At 59.6% G+C, this 20,917-nt stretch carries 15 protein-coding genes; 6 read left to right on the top strand and 9 right to left on the bottom strand.

Annotated elements, in window-relative coordinates; translation table 11 throughout:
- Positions 1–14: 14 nt before the first annotated feature.
- The 4 genes from X750_RS1000000165700 to X750_RS154580 all read right to left on the bottom strand — a co-directional run bounded on the left by X750_RS1000000165700 (position 15) and on the right by X750_RS154580 (position 5,207).
- The gene (locus tag X750_RS1000000165700; RefSeq protein ID WP_156932376.1) at positions 15–266 is read right to left on the bottom strand and encodes a hypothetical protein; all 252 of its coding nucleotides are present in this window, start codon (positions 264–266) and stop codon (positions 15–17) included.
- Between the two features lie 587 nt (positions 267–853).
- The gene (locus X750_RS154570; RefSeq protein WP_023747195.1) at positions 854–2,008 is read right to left on the bottom strand and encodes a GNAT family N-acetyltransferase; all 1,155 of its coding nucleotides are present in this window, start codon (positions 2,006–2,008) and stop codon (positions 854–856) included.
- Positions 2,005–2,997, bottom strand: a complete 993-nt coding sequence (locus X750_RS154575; RefSeq protein WP_023747194.1) for a sterol desaturase family protein — start codon at positions 2,995–2,997, stop codon at positions 2,005–2,007. Before X750_RS154575 ends, X750_RS154570 begins: the two co-directional genes overlap by 4 nt.
- A gap of 203 nt (positions 2,998–3,200) precedes the next feature.
- On the bottom strand, positions 3,201–5,207 hold the full coding sequence (locus X750_RS154580) for a heparinase II/III-family protein (RefSeq protein WP_023747193.1): 2,007 nt from the start codon (positions 5,205–5,207) through the stop codon (positions 3,201–3,203).
- Between the two features lie 16 nt (positions 5,208–5,223).
- Between X750_RS154580 and X750_RS154585 the strand changes: the two genes are divergently transcribed.
- Complete coding sequence (locus X750_RS154585; protein WP_031242752.1) at positions 5,224–6,465, top strand: cellulase family glycosylhydrolase; 1,242 nt, start codon at positions 5,224–5,226, stop codon at positions 6,463–6,465.
- A gap of 222 nt (positions 6,466–6,687) precedes the next feature.
- Positions 6,688–8,577 carry an asparagine synthase (glutamine-hydrolyzing) gene (asnB, locus tag X750_RS154590; RefSeq protein WP_023747191.1) on the top strand — a complete coding sequence of 630 codons (1,890 nt, stop codon included), beginning with the start codon at positions 6,688–6,690 and terminating at the stop codon, positions 8,575–8,577.
- A gap of 18 nt (positions 8,578–8,595) precedes the next feature.
- Here the strand turns inward: asnB and X750_RS154595 are convergent, their stop codons facing one another.
- Positions 8,596–9,714, bottom strand: coding sequence for a glycosyltransferase family 4 protein (locus tag X750_RS154595; RefSeq protein WP_023671802.1), 1,119 nt, complete (start codon positions 9,712–9,714; stop codon positions 8,596–8,598).
- Positions 9,715–9,882: 168 nt separating this feature from the next.
- Between X750_RS154595 and X750_RS154600 the strand changes: the two genes are divergently transcribed.
- Positions 9,883–11,322, top strand: a complete 1,440-nt coding sequence (locus X750_RS154600) for a polysaccharide biosynthesis C-terminal domain-containing protein (RefSeq protein ID WP_023703938.1) — start codon at positions 9,883–9,885, stop codon at positions 11,320–11,322.
- A 40-nt stretch (positions 11,323–11,362) separates the two neighbouring features.
- On the opposite strand, the gene X750_RS154605 is transcribed toward X750_RS154600, so the two are convergent.
- The 3 genes from X750_RS154605 to wecB are packed head-to-tail and all read right to left on the bottom strand — an operon-like array spanning position 11,363 to position 14,647.
- A complete protein-coding gene (locus X750_RS154605; protein ID WP_023703939.1) occupies positions 11,363–12,166 on the bottom strand; it encodes a WecB/TagA/CpsF family glycosyltransferase in 804 nt (267 codons plus the stop codon).
- The gene (gene wecC / locus X750_RS154610) at positions 12,163–13,500 is read right to left on the bottom strand and encodes a UDP-N-acetyl-D-mannosamine dehydrogenase (protein ID WP_023686301.1); all 1,338 of its coding nucleotides are present in this window, start codon (positions 13,498–13,500) and stop codon (positions 12,163–12,165) included. Before wecC ends, X750_RS154605 begins: the two co-directional genes overlap by 4 nt.
- Entirely contained in the window at positions 13,493–14,647 is a 1,155-nt protein-coding gene (wecB, locus tag X750_RS154615; RefSeq protein WP_023747190.1) for a UDP-N-acetylglucosamine 2-epimerase (non-hydrolyzing), read from the bottom strand. The genes wecC and wecB overlap by 8 nt, the downstream gene beginning before the upstream one ends.
- A 735-nt stretch (positions 14,648–15,382) precedes the next feature.
- On the opposite strand from wecB, the gene X750_RS0132475 reads away from it, so the two are divergent.
- Positions 15,383–16,297 carry a hypothetical protein gene (locus X750_RS0132475; RefSeq protein WP_245260025.1) on the top strand — a complete coding sequence of 305 codons (915 nt, stop codon included), beginning with the start codon at positions 15,383–15,385 and terminating at the stop codon, positions 16,295–16,297.
- Between the two features lie 42 nt (positions 16,298–16,339).
- Here X750_RS0132475 and X750_RS20480 read toward each other — a convergent pair whose 3' ends face one another.
- Complete coding sequence (locus X750_RS20480; protein ID WP_198020970.1) at positions 16,340–17,443, bottom strand: acyltransferase; 1,104 nt, start codon at positions 17,441–17,443, stop codon at positions 16,340–16,342.
- Positions 17,444–17,821: 378 nt separating this feature from the next.
- Between X750_RS20480 and X750_RS154620 the strand changes: the two genes are divergently transcribed.
- Together X750_RS154620 and X750_RS154625 are read left to right on the top strand one after the other, a co-directional pair.
- Positions 17,822–19,084 carry a VpsF family polysaccharide biosynthesis protein gene (locus X750_RS154620; RefSeq protein ID WP_023671794.1) on the top strand — a complete coding sequence of 421 codons (1,263 nt, stop codon included), beginning with the start codon at positions 17,822–17,824 and terminating at the stop codon, positions 19,082–19,084.
- Between the two features lie 452 nt (positions 19,085–19,536).
- Positions 19,537–20,916 (top strand): GumC family protein, encoded by a 1,380-nt coding sequence (locus X750_RS154625; protein ID WP_245271826.1) that lies wholly within the window; start codon positions 19,537–19,539, stop codon positions 20,914–20,916.
- Position 20,917 lies beyond the last annotated feature (1 nt).

The raw sequence follows: 20,917 nt of genomic DNA, 5'->3' as shown, positions 1-20,917 counted from the left end.
TGTTTCTGGCTTGTTTAAGCTACTCTCGCACGAAACCCCAGGTCCCACTCACCGGGTTCATGTTCGGCATCAAGGATGACTGTCCACGCCGGACGCATCTTATCGTATTTTTCTTCCCACTGGGTTTTCTCCAGGACCAAGCACTCGTCGCGCCTCAAATGGCCCGCTGCGAACATGGCAAGTTCCCGATTTATGGCTGACTTCCCTACGTTGGTCGGATCGTTCACTGAGCCAACGCGGTATGTGACGTTCGTATCGTCTTCCATTTTATGTCTGTCCTTGTGTGTTGTGTCTAGGCTGCTGTTGCAGCACAGCCATCACACCTTCGGACTTAGGTTCTTTTGTGGCCCACGTACGTCAAGGGGATAATTCCCTTCATTTTTCTGTTGGCCGACAACGAACGCCCGAACCGCCCCTCTCAGCGTTGCTACGAATGGATCGAACATATCGCACTTCATTTGTGGAACAATTTTCTGGAAAATGCTGACTAATACCTCTTAACTGTCTGATTTAATTAGCGATTAGAATCCCTCTCCCGCTACCAGCCTACCTAAGGTGTTGAAATCATAGTGGAAACGCGGACCTATGGTAGCGCCCTGTCCGAAAAATCTTCAATGATTTCAGGACCTAGCCTGCTACCCTTGTGACGCCAACGAACCTGTTGCGACGCTTCGCAGACAACAAACTGCGCCTCGAGAAACGTGATTTGCGAGAATTGGCTGAAGTCTCCACCTGAGGACCCCATTCGGTCCCGACTCCGAGGCGTAATCGACGCGGATTTTCGAATGGCGCGCCCATGTGGCACGCCAAGCCCTCAACGCTCGGCGGCTTATGCCCGAGTTATCCAGCTAAATTAAGCAGTCTCATCGGGCGGGCGCTCTGGATTCGCCGACGCCAATCCGCGTGAGCGTACGCGGATCGTCTGACAGATACGATCAGCGAGAGAAGCGAGCGCGCCCTGCACAGTGCGTGCCCCAAGAACGGATTGGAGGGTAACGGCCTGTGTTGCAAACCTATGTTTGAAGGCCTCTCCGCCACAGAGGAAATCGACCAATCCCAAGCCGTGATCAAACGACCACTGTATATACTCCGTAATCAGGACCGCACCCGGCGACGCTCGGCTAAAATCAGGGTCGTAGGTGGTAACGAATGCCATCATGACGTTGTGCTGGACGATGTTGATGGAAACCGCGACCATCGCACCATTGCATTCAAGTACGAAAATGCGCAGCACACCGGCGCGTGACAGCGCGTCGACCAGAGCGGCAAGAACCGGCTCGCCCTCTTCGAAAAGGTCGGATTCACGCGTGTGCTTTTCCAGCCATCTGCGCTTCAGCGCCGATAGTCGCTCCAGCAATGGCTGCAGCGGCTCGTCGGCCGACAGGAGGCGGAATTTCACTTCGCCTGTTTCTTCCAGTATCTTGATGCCGCGCCGATAGTTCTGGCGCATCTTTTTCGGCTGGTCCGCCAGCCACGCTGCTCCGCTGGCCCACTGTCCAGCGACGCGATAACTGACTTCCTCCCGGTGATTGGCGCGAAGCTTGACGCCGCTGGAAGAGGCCGGTGTAAAAATCCTGCGGGCTGCCGCATCCGGAGACAGACGATTGATAAAAGCAAGATCGAAGCCACCTGCCGAACAGATCCGGTTCCAGAGGTTCTGGAGGGCCGATAGGGAGCATTCCGGCGCGACAAGAATATCACCATAGTCCGTATAGCTATTGGCGGCCCATTCGAGGAGCCGAAGTCCTTTTCGTCTGCCGATCGCCAGGGGAATGACAGCGACCAGCCTGTCATCGCTCCATACCAGGCCGATCCGCAGCGAGCGCCGGTCGCGGTCACGCACGGTGCTCCACCATGCCGAAACCCAGGCATGGCTCTGAAAGATCAGTGCATGGGTACGATGCCATAGGTCTACCCATTCGGCTTCGATGGCGGCCAGGCGATCCGTCGAACTGACGATTTCCAGTCGCTCCGCACCAACAGCGTCAATCGAAGCCATTTTGTTCATGGTTGGAGACGGTCCTGCGGCCGCGCGACATCGATGCGCTTTTGAAAAAGTCGCATGATATGGTTTGCCATTTTCTTGAGCGGCAGCACGTAAAGTCCGAAAAGCGACTGATAGTCGCGTACGTCGCGATCTATCAGTCCAAACTTGAGGTCTTCGTCCGGATCCGGGATGAACTGCGTTCCGAATATGCGATCCCAGAATGAAAAAAGTAGCCCGAAATTCTTGTCGTAGTGGCGAGGGTCGACACTGTGATGCACCTGGTGCCAATGCGGACACAAGATGACGCCGTTCAACCGGCCGAAGGAAATCTTCAGATGCGTGTGGCGAACAAAGTCCATCATGAGAATGTTGCGAATGACATAGACGTTGATGCCAAATATGGCGATCTCGACCGGATCAAGCGCAATCAGGCTCCACAAGCCGAAACTGATCCCCGGTATGACGCCGTCCCAGATCCGGTTCATCAGATCGTCCAGGGGGTGAACCCGGTCCTTGGTGATCCCAACCATCACTTCGGCCGAATGATGCACCTTGTGCAATTCCCACAGGAACGGGAAACGGTGCTGGGCAACGTGATATAGGTAGTAGGAGATATCGTAAGCAACGAGCATGGTTGCGGTGAAGAGGATGATCGTCACTGGGCCGGCGGGGCCGGGTATCAGCGGTTGCGAGATGCTGAAGAGCCAGCCGACTGCCTGGTTTGTTGCATATCCCGTGGCGGCAACGAAGGTGACACCGGCGGGAATGAGCAGGAAGGGCATCACCAGCCTTTTCGTGATCCAGAACAATGCGTCCGCTCGCGCCGATGGGTGCATGATGACTTCCGCGGGAAAGGCGAAGTCGAAAAAGTCCCGGAAGGATTTCTGTTCGACCGTTCGCCAGTAGGCGACCACCGCGCTCCCCAGCGCCGTGAGCAACAAGAGACCGAGTGTCAGCAGATCGATGTGTGAGAGTTTTTCCACGATCACTCTGGCGAATTCCGAAAACATCGATGCAGTGGCTCCTAGGTGGTGAAATGGTGATCCGGCTCGTCGCGAAGCACATATTGCCAGGCCCATCATATGCTGCCCGCAACTGTGTATCGGGATGCGACTGGCAGAACAATCATGGCCAAATTAGCAGATCAACGGTGTCAAAACCGCTAAATATCTGAACGTAATTAATGTCGAACGCTGCGCCTGCAACCTGCCCGTTATCGGGTCTGCGGCGGACTTGGCGCGAGCCGGATGACTACTCCCTTTTCGCCTACTTGGCCACGCCATGCGAGGCGTTCGGCTGGCTGCCTTGCACCAAAACGCGGCGAAACCCAGCCGCCCTGGCCCGGTGTGTCGCCGCCGGAACGGATGTGGATCGCTGCGTCTGGAAAGTGGATAGTCATCAAAGGTTCAGCGCCGCGCAATATCGTGACAATGTTTCCATCCCTGTTGGCGTGGAGGTCGGCGGCGAGTTGGAAGACGATCTCAGCGACGCGGCTGCCGCCGAGCAGTTGGTCGGTCACGAGGATGCCGTCGCCATCGCGTGTCACGGCGCGTTGATGCACAACGCCGAAGCGGCCTTTGTACCCGTCATGTCGGGCACACAGCCTCCAGTGCGGCCCCGGCTCGCTCTCCACCAATGTCGCAACCGCCTTGTGCGACCAGTTGAACGCCCCGGAGATGATGCTTTGGCTTTTACCCTCTAGGTTCAGCGTGTTGTGCGCCGGCGTCGAGCGGAACCAGTCGCGCCAGCCTCCCCCCGAACCATAGAGCCATGTGCCGGGGTCGACCAGCACCGGATCGCCGTCAATGCACAGGGTGAGCGACAGCGCGTCGGCATGACCGTGCGCCGCTATCGAAAGGTAGCCCAGCGGGCCGTGGTCGTATGTCAGATGGACGTTGCGACCATTCATCTCGCCGCGCCAGACGGAGAGCCCGCCTTGCGTGAATGTATGCAATCCATTCGGCACCGGCGCCGGCCGCGGTGGCGCGCCGAAGAAAAGCGCACGAAAATCGCCAGGCTCCGGTGCGCTGCCCGGCATCCGTAGAAAACCACGGATGGCGGCCGCGACCGATCCGACATAATCGGTTTCGCCCCCCAGCGTGATCACGCGGCCTTCATCATTGTCGCCGAAGCCGTTGGTTTTCGGCGGGAGCCAGCCTGCGAAATTGGCGAAAGCGGCCAAACGCGCTTCGACGGGCTGGGGAAAAGGCAGTCCGGCCTGGCGCGCCGCCGCAGCGCACAGCAGGAAAAGCTCGGCACTGAAGGCGGCGTAGGTCGGGGTCTGCTCGGCCCCGGCGCCATCGGCCAGGATCTGTTTGAGCACCTCGGCCAGGAGCGACTCGCGAGCTACCTCGTCCCCGAAAGCCAGACCGATCAGATATTCGCCAGCCAGTTCCGCGACGAGATGGTTGTTGGCGGACGAAAACCGGGAGGGAAACCGCGGCAGCCAATAGGCGCTTGCCGCCAGTATTTCACCGACTTTTTCTCGTGTCGCCGCGCCAAGCCGGTCGCCGACGAGGTCGAGCGTGACAATCAGGCTGATGGCTCGTAGCGCGACCTCGATGCCCGAGGCCCAGCCAACGCCCCGAAATGGTGGGTTGGCGAAATGCCAGCTCTCGATCGCCGCCTCGATGGCCGCACGGGATTGATCATCGCCGGTGAGAAGCAGATGGGCAGCCAGTGGCGGCAGTTGCTGCAGCCGGTTCATTTCCCAAACATATTTTACATCGCCACGGTCGGTGGCATGGCGAAAATCTATATCGAAAGTATGGGTCTCGGGGCCCGGCCAAAGCCGGCCGGTCACCGGATCAAGGCGCCAGAGCTCGGGTGGAAAGAGAGTATAGGGGTCTCGCTGTGGCCAGGTCTGCCCAAGTGCTGAAAACTGGCCCCGAAGAGTGTTTTGCGCAGCCGCCTCAATAGCTTGCCGCTGGGCTGGTGTCGCAGCGGCCGGCACAGCATTCCGCAATCCGTGCAGCACCGGGTGCAACTGCGGCGACGCATAGCGCTGCCAGCCGTCGTCGCGGCGGCGCGAAACGGTCCTCCGGCGCTGCTCGTCCAACCGATGCAATATCTCGGCCAACTCCATGCTGCGCAATCGGTTGAAATACCACCCGACCCTCATCCGCGCTCCGCCAAGATTTTGATCCTCATACACCATCCCGTCGAAAAAGCGTGTGGCGGCATCCTCTTTTCCGTTCCCGCGGTTAATATCTTCGACCATGACGCGGAGTTTTGCGATGAGAAAAGTTGTCTACGTCATAGCGTGCGCGCTTGGCATGGCTATGTCAGCCGAGGCGGCGCCGATCCCGCTTGAGCGCGGCGTCGGCGTCCATGAATGGCTCAACTGGTCGCCGGTGGATAAAGATGGTTCCTACAAATGGCCGCCCTATCGCAGCGAGAAGGAATGGCTTGCGGGCGGCAGGCCGCTCACCGATTGGCCGGACGGCGACCAGTTTGATCGCATTCGATCCATGGGCTTCGACTTTGTCCGGCTGAGTGTCGACCCTGGCCCTCTGCTTGCCAGCGAGGGCGCCAAACGACAACAGGCGCTGGACATGCTTGCCGCTGCGGTGCAGCGGGTCGTTTCAAGCGGGCTCAAGGTGGTTTTCGATCTGCATGGCGTCAGCCAGGTTCCGGCCTACAGCATGGAAATGATCTATGGCGGGGCCGACAGCGAGGGTGTTGCCCGCTATCGCAAAATGGTAGTGGCGGTGGCTACCATGCTGATCAAAATTGGCGCCGACAAGGTCGCCCTCGAGCCCTATAACGAGCCCGCCTACTACCCTTGCGATTCAAGCGGCAGCGATGACTGGCAGCGGATCATGGCAGGCACGGTTCGCGATATTCGCGCCCTCAGCAGCGAACTCACCATCGTCGCGACCGGCGCCTGCGGCGGGAGCATCGCCGGACTGGTCAACCTGGACCCCAACTTCGACGACCCCAACGTCTATTACAGCTTCCACATGTATGATCCGCACAGCTTCACGCACCAGCGGGCCGATGACAAGAACGCTTTCTCCTCCGGCCTTCCCTGGCCTGCCGACGCCAGCACGCCCGAAGTGGTCGCCGAAACCCTCAAGGCGCAGATGGACGCCGCCGGCTTGAGCCAGATCGAAGAGGTGATGAACATGGCCTCGGCGCGTGAAACGATCGCCCGATACTTTGAGCAGAATTGGGGGCAGAGCCAGCTCGAAGCGGGTTTCCGTCAGGCGGTCGACTGGGCTGAAGCCCATGGCATAGCGAGCCGACGCCTGTTCGTGGGCGAATTCGGCGTTATCTTGATGTCTGCGGATGGCCGCATGGGAGCTTTCGATGCTGATCGCCTGCGCTATCTCATGGCAGTGCGCAGAGAGGCGGAACGCTTCGCGATGCCGTGGTCGGCCTGGGAATTCTCCAATCCTTACGGAATGAGTGTTATCCAACCCAAGGGGCCTGCGATCCCGGACTGGGATATGTTGCGGGCACTGGGCCTGCCATGACTCGTCATCGGGTCAGGATCGGTTCGAGCGGTCTGCCTGGTTGCTGGCGATCAATCGCGTGAAACCCAAGGACTGTCGCCTCCAGTTGCAGCCGAGAGGGCCTGATCGAACCAAATCAGGCTCAGTTTTAAAATCACTCCACCGAGCAGCTATTTAATATATTCGCTGTAGATTGGTGTCCTCAATCAGACGCAAACAAGGGAAAGAGGGCCAAGGGAAAGAATGTGCGGAATTGCCGGCTGGATTGGGCGCAGGGTCGAGAAGCCACAAGATCGGGCCGCCGGGATGTCGAATGCCTTGCAGCATCGTGGTCCCGATGCCGAAGGCATCGAACTCCTGGACCTGAATACAGGCGAGGACCAGTTGGCATTGGTGCATCGCCGCCTGGCGATTATTGACTTAAACGCCGATTCAAATCAGCCGATGCAGACCGAGGACGGTCGGCTCCGGATTATTTTCAACGGCGAAATATACAACTACATCGAGCTGCGTGAGGAGTTGATCGGTCTCGGTCACCGTTTTCGCACACGCTCCGACACGGAAGTGCTGCTCAGGGCTTATGACCAGTGGCGCCTGGCCATGTTCGACCGATTGAGCGGGATGTTCGCTTTTGCGCTGTGGGACGCTCAACGGCGCGAATTGATCCTCGCCCGCGACCCCTTTGGAAAAAAACCCCTTTACCTCATGCAAGGCAGAGATTTGCTGTCGTTTGCCTCGGAGATCAGCGCGTTGTTGTCTGCGCAGCCAGATGGCCAGCAGCTCGATCTTGATGGAGTGCGCGAGTATCTGACCTGGCGTTACGTGCCTGGACCGCGGACCCTTTTTAAACAGATCCGCAAGCTCAACCCGGGAAGCTACGCTGTGTGGTCGCAAGGGGAAGTAACGGAAACGCGCTATTATGCGCCCCCGGATCAGACCGATCTGACAGCGGATATCGATCCAGGAACCGCCAAGCGACGATTTCTGGAATTGCTCGACTGTTCTGTCGAGATCAGGATGCGCAGTGATGCGCCGTTTGGCGCCTTTCTGTCCGGGGGGCTCGACTCGTCGGCAATCGTTGCCCTGATGACCAGGCACAGCGACAACCCCATTCGTACGTTTTCGGTCGGTTTCAGCGAACAGGCTTACAGCGAGCTTCCATTCGCCCGGCGCGTCGCCGATCATTTCAAGACCGATCATTGCGAAATCGTCATCCAGGCGGATGACCTGATGAATCATCTGCCCAAGATGGTCCGCCATCGGGGGGCACCTGTTTCACAAAGTACGGACATTCCAATTTACCTGATGTCGGTTCGAGCCTCGCGGGACGTCAAGATGGTGCTTACGGGCGAAGGGGCGGACGAGATTCTCGGCGGCTACCCCAAACATCGCGCAGAGTCTCTGGCGGGTGTCTACCGGTCACTTGTTCCAGCGTCGCTTCACAACAATCTCCTCGCCCCTTTGATGCGCGCATTGCCCGGCGCATCGGCCAAGTTCGACATATTTGCCCGAAGCGCGGGTGAACGGGACTTTGCCACCCGGATGATCTCCTGGTTTGGAGCCATGACGGCGCGGGAACGCGATTCGCTCCTCGGTGGGTTGGCCACTTGCGGCCATGACCGCAACGATTTCCCGTTCTCTTCGAGTGTGACGGAATCCCATCTGCGCCGTGTGTTGTTTTTTGATCAGACATCGTGGTTGCCCGACAACCTCTTGGAACGGGGCGACCGGATGATGATGGCCGGTTCAATCGAGGGGCGAATGCCATTCCTTGATCGCGATCTGGTTTCCTTCGTCAGCCAGCTGCCCGATCATTACAGGCTCGGTCTCCTGGGCAGCAAACAGATCCTGCGCGACTGCATGGCCGGCATGGTTCCCGACGAGGCCCTCAACCGCCCAAAGATCGGCTTCAAGGTGCCCGTCGCCGAATGGTTCCGCGGGCCGATGAGCGATTATGTACGGGACCATCTGTGTTCGTCCCATTCGGTCATCCGTAGCTATTTGAGCGCCAAGAAGCTGGACCAGATTGTCAGGGAGCACGCCGAGCGCGCCGCGGACCACGAAAAACTGATATGGGCGCTTTTGAACCTGGAGATATTCCACCGCGAATTCGCGCTTGGCCCGCCGCAGTGACGACAATGAAGGACAGCGTCAGCGCTTGACCGATCGCGCCTCGGACGCGACCGATCTCCAGACATCGCAGATCGCGTCGACAAACGGTGCAAGCTCAAGCCTTTCCCGGTGCACCGCCATGGCGGCGGCGCCAAGCCGCGCGCGCAGCGCCGTATCCTCGACCAGCCGAGTTAACGCCTCGGTCAACGCCGCCACATCGCCGGGCGGCACCAACAGACCGGATTGTTCGTGGGTGATGATGTCCTCGACCGCGCCAACCGGGGTGGCCACGACAGCCAGGCCGGCCGCCATGCCTTCGATCACCGACATTGGCAGATTTTCGGCGAACGAGGGGAGCACCAGAATATCGGCCGAAGCGATCAGTGATGCGACCTCGTCAGGTCCCACCCAGCCCGGAAAAGCAATACGGTCGGCAATCCCTAGAGCGACCGACCTCGCTCGTGCCGGCTCGACCTCACCATCGCCGGCGATCGTGGCACGCCAACCCCTGAGATGTTTCATCCGCTCCAGCGCCTCGCCCAACTGCGGCACGCCCTTTCGCTCGCCGATGCGGCCGAGGAACAGGATGTGCACGTGATCGCCTCCGCCGACATGCGCCAGGGAAGGAACTGCCGTGGCGTTGGGAACGATGACAATATTGCCGCCGTTCGCCGGTGCCCGGCTGGCGACGAAATCGCGCCAAAGCCCCCCCAGGACAATCACCCGGCCGGCATGCTCGAACAGAGCCCTGATACGGCGGCTCATGAAACTATGATCATCTTTCCAGAATGTCTGATACTGCGCCCCATGCAGATGAAGGACATATGGTATCGACAACAGCCTGGCGCAGGCGGCGATCATCATCTTGCGATAGGTGCTGCCGGAGACCGATATATTGATGTGAATGACGTCGGCGCGTCTGTCGAGGCGGGCCGCAAGCATCCGCGCGCAAAAACCAAGCATGTAGAAGATCGAAAGCCCGACATGTCCCGGGCCACGGCTGGAAAGAAAGCGCAGATCGATGTCGGCGATCTCTTGCCGTTCGAACTCCTGCTTCAGCGCCCCCATGATCCGGTCGATGCCGCCTTGTCCCGAAACGCCCGAGGGCGTTGCGACCAAGACATGTATTTTTCTATTGTGGGCGAGACGCTGCAACATGACACCATTTGGATTGCGGATGCCGGGTGACCGTAAAGCAAACGTTCCAAAAAAGGTTTACGACAAATCTTTTGGTTCAAACTGTATCCGTTCACCCTTTGCCGTCATCATGCTGGAATTCCCGTCGGTCAACGGTTAATCGACGGCAAATTTTCCGGGGACAACCCTTTGCTGCTCCGTTCCACGCTCATCTATGGCCCAGCTATTCTGCTGACGCGGGTCTCCGCTCTGCTCCTGCTGGTCGTCATGACGCGGTTGATCGACCAGACCGAGTATGGCCTGCTGACCCTGGTGGTCACCGTGGGCGAAATGACGGATGTTGCCGTTACCAACTGGCTGCGCATTGCCTTGCTGCGGCTTGGTGGAAAAGGCGACGTCAGCCGTGGCAGCCTGATGCTTGCCGGACAGGTATTGCTTGCCACCACGGTGCTGGCCCTGATCATATCCGTGATCGCCTCGGCGGTGATCGTGCCGGAGCGCTGGATAGAATTTGCAATCGCCGTCTGCAGCTATCTGATTGCCGGCTCCATCAGCCGGTTCGCGTTGACGGTGCTGCAAATGCAGCAGCGTCATTCCCTCTATTCGATGCTTGAATATCTGCGCGGCCTGCTGCAACTGGCCTTGCCGATCGCCGCCACCCTTATCTTCCAATGCTCTTTTCTGACGGTATCGCTCGGCTCGAGCCTCGCCGTGCTGATTGCCGGCATCGTGGCGTGCGTTGTGGCATCCGGGCGCGTTATTGGCGGCCCGCCGCGCTTCACCCACAAGGAGTTTTTTGCCCTCGGCGTGCCCCTCGTCATCATGGCGCTGGTCGGTTTCGGTCTCAACAGCGCTGAACGCGTCTTCCTCAAGTTCTACTACGATGCCGGCGCGGTGGCTGTCTTCGCAGCCGCCTACGCATTGGCTCGGCAGCCGATCGATATGGTCGCCAACGCAATCAACATGGGCGCATTTCCAGAAGTGGTCAGCCGCTTCGACGACGAGGGATCCGAGGCGTCCGGGCGGTTGTTGTCGCAACTCATGGCCTTGATGATACGCCTTTGCCTGCCGGTCGCAGCAATGCTTATCGCGCTCAGCGGCGACATCACGCGACTCCTGCTGCCCGCGGAATATCATGGTCGCTTCGGTCTGCTGTTTCCGATCATCGCCTTCAGCGTTCTTTGTGCCAATCTCACAAGCTTCGTTTATGGCGTCGTGGTGCACGCACATAAGCGGCCGTGGTTGCTGATCATCGCCAATTCCTTCGGCTCGGTGGCAACGATTTCACTGTCTTTTCTGTTGATTCCCACCATGGCGGAGGTTGGCGCGGCGTTGGCGTTGGCGGGCGGATCGCTGGCAGGTCTTGCAGCCTGCATCGTCATCGCCGAGAGGCTCACGCCGGTGCCGGTTCCCTGGCGCGACATCGCTGTCTCGGCCATCATTTCTATCTGCACCGGACTGGCCGCCAGCCTTGCCAGCACTGCGCTGGGCAATATGCCGGCGATCTTTCCGCTCGCGGCGGGCGGTGTCGCCGGCGCTGCGGCTTTCCTGGGACTGACCTGGTTGTTTCACCCCGCGGCCGTGACGCAGTTCATCGGCAAGCTAAGGGCACGGCTCCGGATCGCATAAATCCCGCGCAATGAGGCATGCTTGTCTGAAAGTCGCGAGCCTACGGATTGACGTTTCGGCGTCCCCGGCGAGACCAGAACTCACGCCACAGCAGCACTGCATAGGCGGTGTTGGTATCGTAGTAGCGGCGCCACAAGCGTCGCGGCTCCTGTGCCACACGGAACAGCCACTCCAGGCCGGCCGCCTGAACCAGTTTCGGTGCCCGGGCGACCTTTCCACCATAGACGTCGAAGCTGCCGCCCACGCCCATGACGAAACTCGGAGCGAGTACGTCGCGATAGCGCTTGAGAAAGCGCTCCTTGCTCGGCGTCGGCATCGCCACAAACAGGCAGTCGGCACCTGAAGCGTTGATGGCCTCGACGATCGCGGCCTCTTCGTCCGCCTTGAAATACCCATTGCGCCTGCCGGCAATGGCCAGGCTCGGATGATCTCTGGCAAGTCGGCTTTCAACTGCGTCGAGAATGTGCTGTTCAGCGCCCAGAAGGTAGGGGCGATAGCCACGCCTGGCGCACAGCGCAAGCAGGTTGATCATGACGTCGACGCCGGTCACACGCTCCGGCAACTCGACGCCGCAGAGCCGCGCGCCCCAAAGCACGCCTTTGCCGTCGACATTGACCATATCCGCCCCGACGACATCCTCGCGCAGTTCGGCATTCTTGCGCATGTTCACAAGCTTGGCGACGTTCACGACAACATGATGAAGCGGCCGCCGCGTCGCCATCGCCTCGTCTGCGATGGCCAGCGTCTCGGCCATGGTCAGCGCATGGATGGTCGCACCGAGAAACTCGCGGCGGCGTGATGCCAATAGAGAGTGTTGCGCCCATGCCGTGTCATGCGAGTTCATGCCGCTTCTCCGGTGCGAGCGAGAGACTGCGAGCGTTCCATTTCGGATTTCTTGCCTTCGATGCGGGCGTCGGGCTTGCGCGCCTTGCGCCAGGTCCACAGGCCCCGTGTGTCGACGAGCTTCTTGTCCTTGAGCGCTTCGGGATCGATCAGATTGAATTGTCGATGGTCGACCAGCAGGACGACGATATCGGATTGGTCAATAGCGGAAAGTGCATCGGTGAACATGACGCCGCTGCCCTCGAGCTCGTGTGGCAACTGACGCGCATTGGGCTCGGCAGCGACGATCTTGATATTGGGAATCTTGGACAGAAGCTTAACAACCTCGACAGCCGGGCTCTCGCGCATATCGTCGATATTGGGTTTGAAGCTGAGGCCAAGACAGGCGATCGTCTGCTTGCGGGTCGGGTCGAGCAATGCCTCGATGTCCCTGACCACCGACAAGGGTCGCTCGGAATTGATGCGCCGTGCCGAACTGATCAGCCGCGTATTGTTCGGTGCGGCGTCGATGATAAAATACGGATCGATCGCAATGCAGTGGCCGCCCACGCCCGGGCTCGGCTGCAGGATGTTCACGCGAGGATGCCGGTTGGCGAGATCGATTACCTCCCAGACGTTGAGCGACAGATCCTGGCACACCGCCGCAAGCTCATTGGCGAAGGCGATATTGACATCGCGGAACGCATTTTCGGTCAGCTTAACCAGTTCCGCGCTTTCGGCCTGGGTTATGAACAGGTCGCCGGCGACGAAGCTTGAATAGAGTGCCGCTGTCCGCTCCGAAGACTTTCGGGACAGCCCGCCGATCGAGCGATCATTGTTGATCAGTTCGGTCAGCACCTTTCCCGGCAGCACGCGCTCGGGAGAGTAGGCGACCAGGACGTCAGCTTCCTCGCCATGTGCGACGGGAAATTTGAGATCGGGTCGCAGTTCCGCGAGCAGCGCTGTCATGACACGCGTCGTACCGACCGGCGATGTTGATTCCAGCACCACCAGGTCGTCCCGTTTTAGCACCGGAGCGATGCTTCGCGCTGCCGCAAGCACGTAGCTGACATCCGGCTTGCGGTCCGGGGTGATCGGAGTTGGAACGGCGATAATATAGGCATCGGCCGGCTGAGGCGTACTGAATGCCTTGAGCTTGCCATTGGCGACGACTTTCTGGATCAAACCATCCAGGTCCGGTTCGATGATGTGGATTTCGCCGCGGTTGACCTTCGCGACCACCGCCTCGTTGATATCGACACCGATGACATCGAGTCCGCGGCTGGCAAAAATGGCACAGGTCGGCAGGCCGATATAGCCCATGCCGATAACGGAAACGGTTTTGATTTCAGCCATGATTCAGCAATTCCTCAACGATCCGGGTCGCAGCTTGGCCATCGCCGTATGGGTTGTGCCTCTCCGCCATGCCGCGATAGACGCTCTCATCATCGAGCAGGCTATTGGCATTGGCCAGAATTTTTTCGATATCGGTACCGACCAGCCGGGCAGTACCAGCGGCGATCCCTTCGGGTCGCTCCGTGTTTTCCCGCATCACCAGCACCGGCTTGCCGAGTGAAGGCGCCTCTTCCTGCACGCCGCCGCTGTCGGTCAACACCAGGTAGCTCTGTTTCTGCAGGTACAGGAACGGCAAATAGTCCTGCGGGTCGATCAGGTGGATGTTCGGCACCGTCCCGATTTCGGCTTCGACCACGGAGCGCACATTCGGGTTGGGATGGACCGGGTAGATGATCTGCACATCCCTGCGCGCCGACAATGCCTTCAGCGCGGTGCAGATCCTCTGGATGCCGCCATCGAAATTCTCACGGCGATGACCGGTGACGAGGATCATTTTCTTGGTCGGATCGATGAAGGGGAAACGAGCGGCGAGCTTGGCGTTCATCAGCTTGTCGGCATCGATCTCGCTGGAGAAATGCAGCAGCGTGTCGATCACGGTATTGCCGGTTACGAAGATGGTGTTCGCAGCCTTTCCTTCGGCGATGAGATTGTCGCGCGCCTCGGTGGTCGGCGCAAAATGCCAAGTGGCGATGTTGCCGGCAATCTTGCGGTTCAGTTCCTCCGGAAAGGGAGAGTTGATGTTGTGGCTGCGCAATCCCGCCTCGATATGGGCAACCGGAATCCGCTTGTAGAAGGCAGCTAGAGCCGCGGTCATCGCGGTGGTTGTGTCGCCCTGGACGATGACGATGTCCGGCTTCGCCTTCTCCAGCACCCCCGCCATTCCGAGGAGCACGCGCGAGGTCACGTCGAACAACGTCTGACCTGGCTGCATGATGTTGAGATCGTAGTGCACCGGCAGGCCCGTCAGTTCAATGACCTGATCGACCATCTCGCGATGCTGGCCCGTCACACATATTTCCGTGGTAAAGCCCGGATGGGCAAGCGCGGCGCGCGCCACCGGAAAACATTTGAGCGCCTCCGGCCTCGTGCCGAACACGATCAGCAGTTTTCGCCTTGAGGGCAATTTCGGATGTGAAACGGCGTTCATGGTTGACCCTGGTCACCGAAAGCGTGGGCGCCCGGCTGACATGTGCTTTCAGCCTAACAATAGCGCCCTGAACCGCCTTCGTATTCAAAAAAATTAACGTATGATTAACGCTAGAGTCCGCAGGCCCCCTTGGGCAACCCTTGCCAGGAACTGTGGGGAAAGATACCAGAGCAAAGCCATTTTTTGCTTTAACGAGAATAACTTGGGTTGACTAATATTTTAATCATCGGCCACGCCGTCGCATCCCGGCGCTGGGAAAATGAGCTTTTCATGCGGTTGGGTGCGGCAGGTTATGTGGTCTCGAGTTGCCACGCGCCGGCGCCGGCGCCAACCGCTCGGGGGCTGGACACTGTCTTGGCGATCGAGAGCCGGCGTTTCGGTCCCTCGCTGGCGGGCCGGTCCGAGCCGTTGCCGCCCATCGATCGCGGCCCTCCGGACCTCGTCATAGATCTCACTGCCAGCGCAACGGGGCAAGACGCGCCAGTCCTGAGGCTCGAATTTTGCGGTCGCAACAGCTTTCCAGCCGGCGTTGCCGCAATGTTGGCGAGCGGACAATTGCCTGAACTTGGCGCTCGCCTCGATGGCGTTGTCGTGGCCCAGGCTAGACCGATGCTGGCAGACAGGCTCTGGCTATCTCGAAGCTGCAACGACCTGCTCGCCGGCGCCATGTCGCTGATCATGCAAACCGTCGCCCGCTTCTTTGCGGGCAAGCTTGTGCCGGTAACCGACAACCCGGTGCCGATCCTGAAGAACGACAGTTTTGTTCGACACTATGTGCCCTTTTTTGGCAGGGCTTTGATCGATCGCGCCGTGCAAAAAATCAGGCGGGGACGACGCCCCTTCTATTGGCAGGTTGCCTATCGGGTGATCGACGGACCAGGCATCGCCGAAACCGGGCAACTCGACGGCAAACCGTTCACAGTCCTGCCGGACGATGGCCAACGCTTCTATGCCGACCCGTTCGTCTTCGAGGCCGACCGCCGCCATCATCTGTTTGTCGAGGAATTCCCCTACGCGACGAGTCGCGGCGTGATTTCCGTCGCCGAGCTCGGTGACGATGGCACTTTCGGTGTTCCAAGGGTTGTATTGGAGGAAGCGCACCACCTGTCGTATCCGCAGGTGTTCGCACACGATGGCGAGATTTTCATGATCCCCGAAAGTGGTTCGGCTCGCGAACTTGTGCTCTATCGCGCCGCGCAGTTTCCCGACCGCTGGGTCCGCGACACGGTGCTGATGGCGGACAGGGATTTCAACGACGCGACGCTGCTCGAATCCGACGGTCGCTTCTGGCTGGTTGGAACGGAGCGGTTCGGCTACGGCAGCGCGTCGGACACGATGGCGGTCTATTGCGCGCCCTCGCTGCGCGGGCCATGGGTCGCCCATCCGCTCAATCCCATTGCCGTCGATCATTCGGCCACCCGGCCGGGCGGCGCCTTTATCCGCCAGGACGATGCCCTGGTGCTGCCGGTGCAGAACGGATCGAGGGCCTATGGCGGTGGTCTGGGGCTGATGCAGCTTGAGCGACTCGACGCGTCCGATGTCCGCTTCGCCTCGCCCCGGCCGATCGGCGCGGGTCCGGCATGGGCACGCACGGGCATTCATACGCTTAACCGCGCCGGCAATGTCGAGGTCGTGGACAGCGCGGGCTGACTGAAGCGCTGAAAGCCGTGACCGTCCCGTTGCTTGGCCTGCTTATTTGTTCTCCGTGGCAATATGAGGAAGCGGTGTGTTTCTCGTCTTCCTTTTGCCGTTCAGGGTCTGAAGAATCGGCTTCTCGATCATCTGGTAAATCACCAGACTGACGAGGCAGGCTGCCACGATGCTGACCACCGACACCAACAATACCGTTGTCGGATGCTCGTATCCGACGGTGCGTCTGGCCAGGTACGCCACAGCGCCGATCACGAAGATATGCGACAGATAAAGCGCGTAGGAAGCGTCGCCCAACTGCTCGAGAAGGCTCCAGTGCTTGAGTTTCGGCTCCAGAATGAGGCTGAGATGAAGTAGGCCCGCCGCCCACATTGCTTGTCCCGCGAAGCTGATCTGACCCAAGAGCGGCGTACCGTCATCGACGAATGAAAGCACCCCGCCCGCAGCGGTCATTACGCCGAATACCCAGGCATGGCGTATGTCGGAAGTGAAATCACCGTCCAAATAGCGCCGCCCTATCCACATACCGATGACGAATGCCACCGGAGAAGGGTTGAGATAGAACTGGATAACAGGGTTGGTGGGAGCCAGCCACAGCCCGGCTATCCACATCGCAATGAAAAAGACCGTCAGCACAAATACGCGCGAGGTCACGGACAGGAATGCGAACACCGCAAAAGCGATATAGAAAAATACCTCGTAATTGAGCGTCCAGCCGAGTGAGAGGATTGGACTGGCGCTATCCCGTCCAGGCGCTTCGTGAACAATGAAGAGGAGCGACTGAAGATAGTGGGGCCACGTAAAGACGGTCTTCTGGAAGAGACTTGGCGCGAGCGCCGCCAGAACCGCGGCGAGGCTGGTGAAAAGCCAGTAAAGGGGGATGATCCGGATTGCTCGGCGTTTCAGGAAGGTGGCAGCGGAAAACGGACCATCTCCCGTAATATGGACCATTATGAAACCGCTGATGACAAAGAACAGAACGACGCCCAGGCGGCCCGCCGTCACAATAATCAGATTGTCCACGCCAATCTGATAGGAAAAGGCGTGTGCGAACAGAACCAGCAAGGCGGCGCAGGCGCGAAGATACTGAATCGAATAGAACTTCTTCACCTTGATCTCCTGCGCTTTGCCGGTGCCTGATGCCATTGTGCCGTCCACAGGCAGCGCGTCGGGCGCCGTGCAAAGCATCGCCATCAATACGACCGGCCAATTAAGTGTGGGTTACCGAGTTCACGAATAGCGTAAATCCGGCTGCCGATGCATGTCGCGCAAGTGCATTGCGTGCATTCGTTCCCACGCGGCGCACTTTGGTGAGATTTCAATGAGCGGTGTCCGGCTTTTCGGCAAAGCTGACATGTGGCGGCCCATGCCCGGCATCGCCACTGTTAAGATCGGGTTATCCATATTCCTTTACGTTCGTGCAGGAAAATGTACCCGGGGGCGCGTTCGTCCCCTGCCATCTCAATCGCAAGCCGCAACGCTGGTCGGATAATCGTGAGTGTCACCCCCACAGAGCAACAGTTCGTGACCGCGCAGGCCAGCCGCCAAGACGCCCTCACACTCCTGTTCTTTCTCCTCGCGGCCTTCGCTTTCCTGCTCCGCTCGACCATCTCTCCGCAGTTGATGAATATGGTGATGTCCTATTCGACGGAGGGGGGGTCGTTTCCCGAAAAGCTGCATATCGGGACCTATGCCATCTTTCTGCTGCTTGTCGTCATCGCCACGACCCGGCCAATTCGGCTCGAAGGCGATGAAGTCAGGCTGTTCAAGGCGACATTGTTATATTCGCTGCTGCTGTTGTGGCTGGTGCCTTATCTCTTCGTGATAGGCCGTGCCGGCTCGGCCGGCTTCATAATCGATTCCTATCTGGTCTCTTGTGCCGCGGCGATGATCATGCTTGCCTTGGGTGACCATGTGCGCAGGGCGCTTGGCAATGTCATCGTCGGCATGATCGTCCTCAGCGCCATCATCGGAACGATCGAGGCCGTCACCCAGCATCGATTCCTGCCCTATCCCCTCGTTGAGCTGGACTTTCGGCCGATCGGACTGTCGGCCCATCCGCTGGCGCTGGGCGCGCTTTGCACCACCGCCATAGGTTTCGTTGCATTGACGCGGTGGCGTATCTGGGTGTGCGCGCTTTGCATCTTCATTCTCTTCATCGGCACGGCCGCTTCGGGCGCGCGCACCGCCCTGCTGCTCGCTTGCGGCGAGATCCTGTTCCTGCTCGTGTTCCTGCCTTGGCCGGACTTGTCACCCAGACATCAACGCCAGGCCAAACTCCTGGTGCTGATGCTGACGCTGGCCGGTGGCGCCATACTGATTGCGATACTCTTTTCGGCGGGGCTGCTGAACCGCTTCAGCAACACGCTCTTTGATCAAAATTACGACGCGCGCGTCAAGATCTACGATGTATTCAAGTTCGTTGAATGGAGGGACATCCTGCTTGGCATGAATCCCAACGAGTTGTTGAAGATCGTCAACGAAAAGCTCAACCTCCCCTTCATCGAAAGCACGCCGGTCGTTCTTACGCTTTTGTTCGGCCTGCCGATCGCCCTGCTCTTCGCGTTTGCTTTCTTCCGGTTCCTTTTCAAGCTCCTGCGCAATACGCCTCGGGCCGCCCATATCGCAGCGGCCGCGTCCATCCTCGCGGCATTGTCAAACAATGCCCTTTCTTCGAAGGCGCCGGATATCATGCTGCTCGTCATCTTGTTGCTCGCTTATCGAAAGCCGGATGGGCGCCAAACCGGCACGCCCCTTCAAGGCCAACCAGCATCAACAGCGACATGACGCCAAGCCCGCTCCTTGCGGGTGCCCTCGCGACGACCTCTTGTATTTCCATTTGAAACGCCTGCACGCTTTGCCAGGCTACGACGGGCGTGGCAGAATACCGACCAAGGGTGGATAGATCGCTGTTCCGGAACGCGCCTGACACGCCTGGAAAATGAAATGTTAACGATGTTTCCGTAAAGCAGGCTGTGCGTATTGAATATTAAAGGGTTAGCATGATGTCCGCCGCTTCCGGTCCTCCTCCAGCCGCGGCCGCCGCCGGCATTAGCCCCTATGAACGGATCGAAAATGCGCGGCGCGCCAGCAGGCCAAAGCCGCAACAAACCGCGCCGATCATGGCACATGCGGCGGCACCCGCTGTAACGTCGGCCCCTGTAACGTCGGCCCCTGTAACGTCGGCCCCTGTGTCGCCTGCACCCGTGGCGCCGCCTGTAGCCGAGCCCGTCACGACGGTGACGCTCAACAAGATCGGAACCTTTCTCGAACTCGATTTCGGGCGTCTGTTTGTCTGGCTGCGCGCCGGCCTCGCTCTGGTATGCCTGCTGGCAATAGCCGGCGGGATCATCGGCGGTGCCTACGCTCTGCTGAGCAAGCAGCGCTACACCGTGACCACGGACATCCTCATCAATCCCGCCAATCTTCAGGTTGTTCCGAACGATCTTTACCCGCAATCGGCCCAGGTCGATGGACAGCTGCTCAGCGCGCGCAGCAAAGAGCGCATCTTGACCTCGGGCAGCGTGCTTTCACGTGTTGTAGACGATCTTGACCTGGCCAGTGACCCGGAGTTCTTCGACGCGGACCGTAGCCGCACAGGGACGGACGGCGCCAAACCCGATCCAGAGCTTACCGCCCTGAAGAACCTGGCGGAACGGGTTGGCAGCATCGCGGATGAAAAGTCGTTTGTCACGACCTTGATGGTATCGGCGGAAACCCCCGCCAAGGCGATCCTGATTTCGCAGGATATCGTCAAGACTTTCCAGGAAGAGCTGGCCAGCGCCGAGGCTTCCGGCGCCAGCCGTGCCGCGGCGGCGCTGGACGGGCGGCTGGGCCAGCTCAAGAGCGATGTGCAGGCGGCCGAAGAGAAGGTCGAAGCCTATAGGCGCAGCCACAATCTGGCCACCAGCAATGGGCAGCTTGTTTCCTCGCAAACCATGACCCAGCTCAACGGCCAGATCGTGGAGACGCAATCGCGCGTCATCGCCGCGCAGGCAAGTTACGACGCCCTGCTTGCCGCCGGCGCAAACGGCACCAATTCCGGTCCCGCCACGTCGGAGGCGCTTGTGGCGCTGCGCGCAACGGCCAACGGCCTGCGCCAGCAGATCGATTCGCAGTCGATGACCTTTGGCCCCCGTCATCCGTCGATCGTCAGGCTGAAGACGGAGTACAACACGGTCAGCGCGCAACTCAGCGCCGAATACGCGCGCACCCTGCGCCTGGCGAAGGTCAATCTCGATGCCGCCAAAACCTCGTCGGCCTCCCTCAATGCCAAGATGAATGACTTGAAGGGCAACGTGTTCTCGGATAGCGATTCCGAGGTCGCCTTGCGTGAGCTTGAACGTGACGCCGCGTCGAAGACGGCCATCTATGAGAGCTTCCTGTCGCGGGCACGCCAGATAACCGAGCGCGAACAGATCGACAGCACCAATGTGCAGGTGATTTCCACCGCAGTGCCGCCAAAGGGCCGTTCATGGCCCCCGCGCACCGTCGTGATGATCGGCCTGGGGGCCATTGGCGGCATGATCCTCGGCATGTTGCTCGCCATTACCCTGGGTATCGTGCGCGACATGCGGCTTCCGCCGAACCGCCCGGATGTCAATGCCAGCCGCGCCTGAA

Source organism: Mesorhizobium sp. LNJC391B00, assembly GCF_000502535.1.
GTDB lineage: Bacteria > Pseudomonadota > Alphaproteobacteria > Rhizobiales > Rhizobiaceae > Mesorhizobium.
The sequence above is the reverse complement of the archived record's forward strand: the minus strand, read 5'-3'. Positions and strand labels throughout refer to the sequence as shown.

Coding starts and splice junctions, on each gene's coding strand:
- X750_RS1000000165700 (WP_156932376.1), bottom strand. CDS start 266: ATGGAAGACGATACGAACGTCACATACCGCGTTGGCTCAGTGAACGAT.
- X750_RS154570 (WP_023747195.1), bottom strand. CDS start 2,008: ATGAACAAAATGGCTTCGATTGACGCTGTTGGTGCGGAGCGACTGGAA.
- X750_RS154575 (WP_023747194.1), bottom strand. CDS start 2,997: ATGTTTTCGGAATTCGCCAGAGTGATCGTGGAAAAACTCTCACACATC.
- X750_RS154580 (WP_023747193.1), bottom strand. CDS start 5,207: ATGGTCGAAGATATTAACCGCGGGAACGGAAAAGAGGATGCCGCCACA.
- X750_RS154585 (WP_031242752.1), top strand. CDS start 5,224: ATGAGAAAAGTTGTCTACGTCATAGCGTGCGCGCTTGGCATGGCTATG.
- asnB (WP_023747191.1), top strand. CDS start 6,688: ATGTGCGGAATTGCCGGCTGGATTGGGCGCAGGGTCGAGAAGCCACAA.
- X750_RS154595 (WP_023671802.1), bottom strand. CDS start 9,714: ATGTTGCAGCGTCTCGCCCACAATAGAAAAATACATGTCTTGGTCGCA.
- X750_RS154605 (WP_023703939.1), bottom strand. CDS start 12,166: ATGAACTCGCATGACACGGCATGGGCGCAACACTCTCTATTGGCATCA.
- wecC (WP_023686301.1), bottom strand. CDS start 13,500: ATGGCTGAAATCAAAACCGTTTCCGTTATCGGCATGGGCTATATCGGC.
- wecB (WP_023747190.1), bottom strand. CDS start 14,647: ATGAACGCCGTTTCACATCCGAAATTGCCCTCAAGGCGAAAACTGCTG.
- X750_RS20480 (WP_198020970.1), bottom strand. CDS start 17,443: ATGGCATCAGGCACCGGCAAAGCGCAGGAGATCAAGGTGAAGAAGTTC.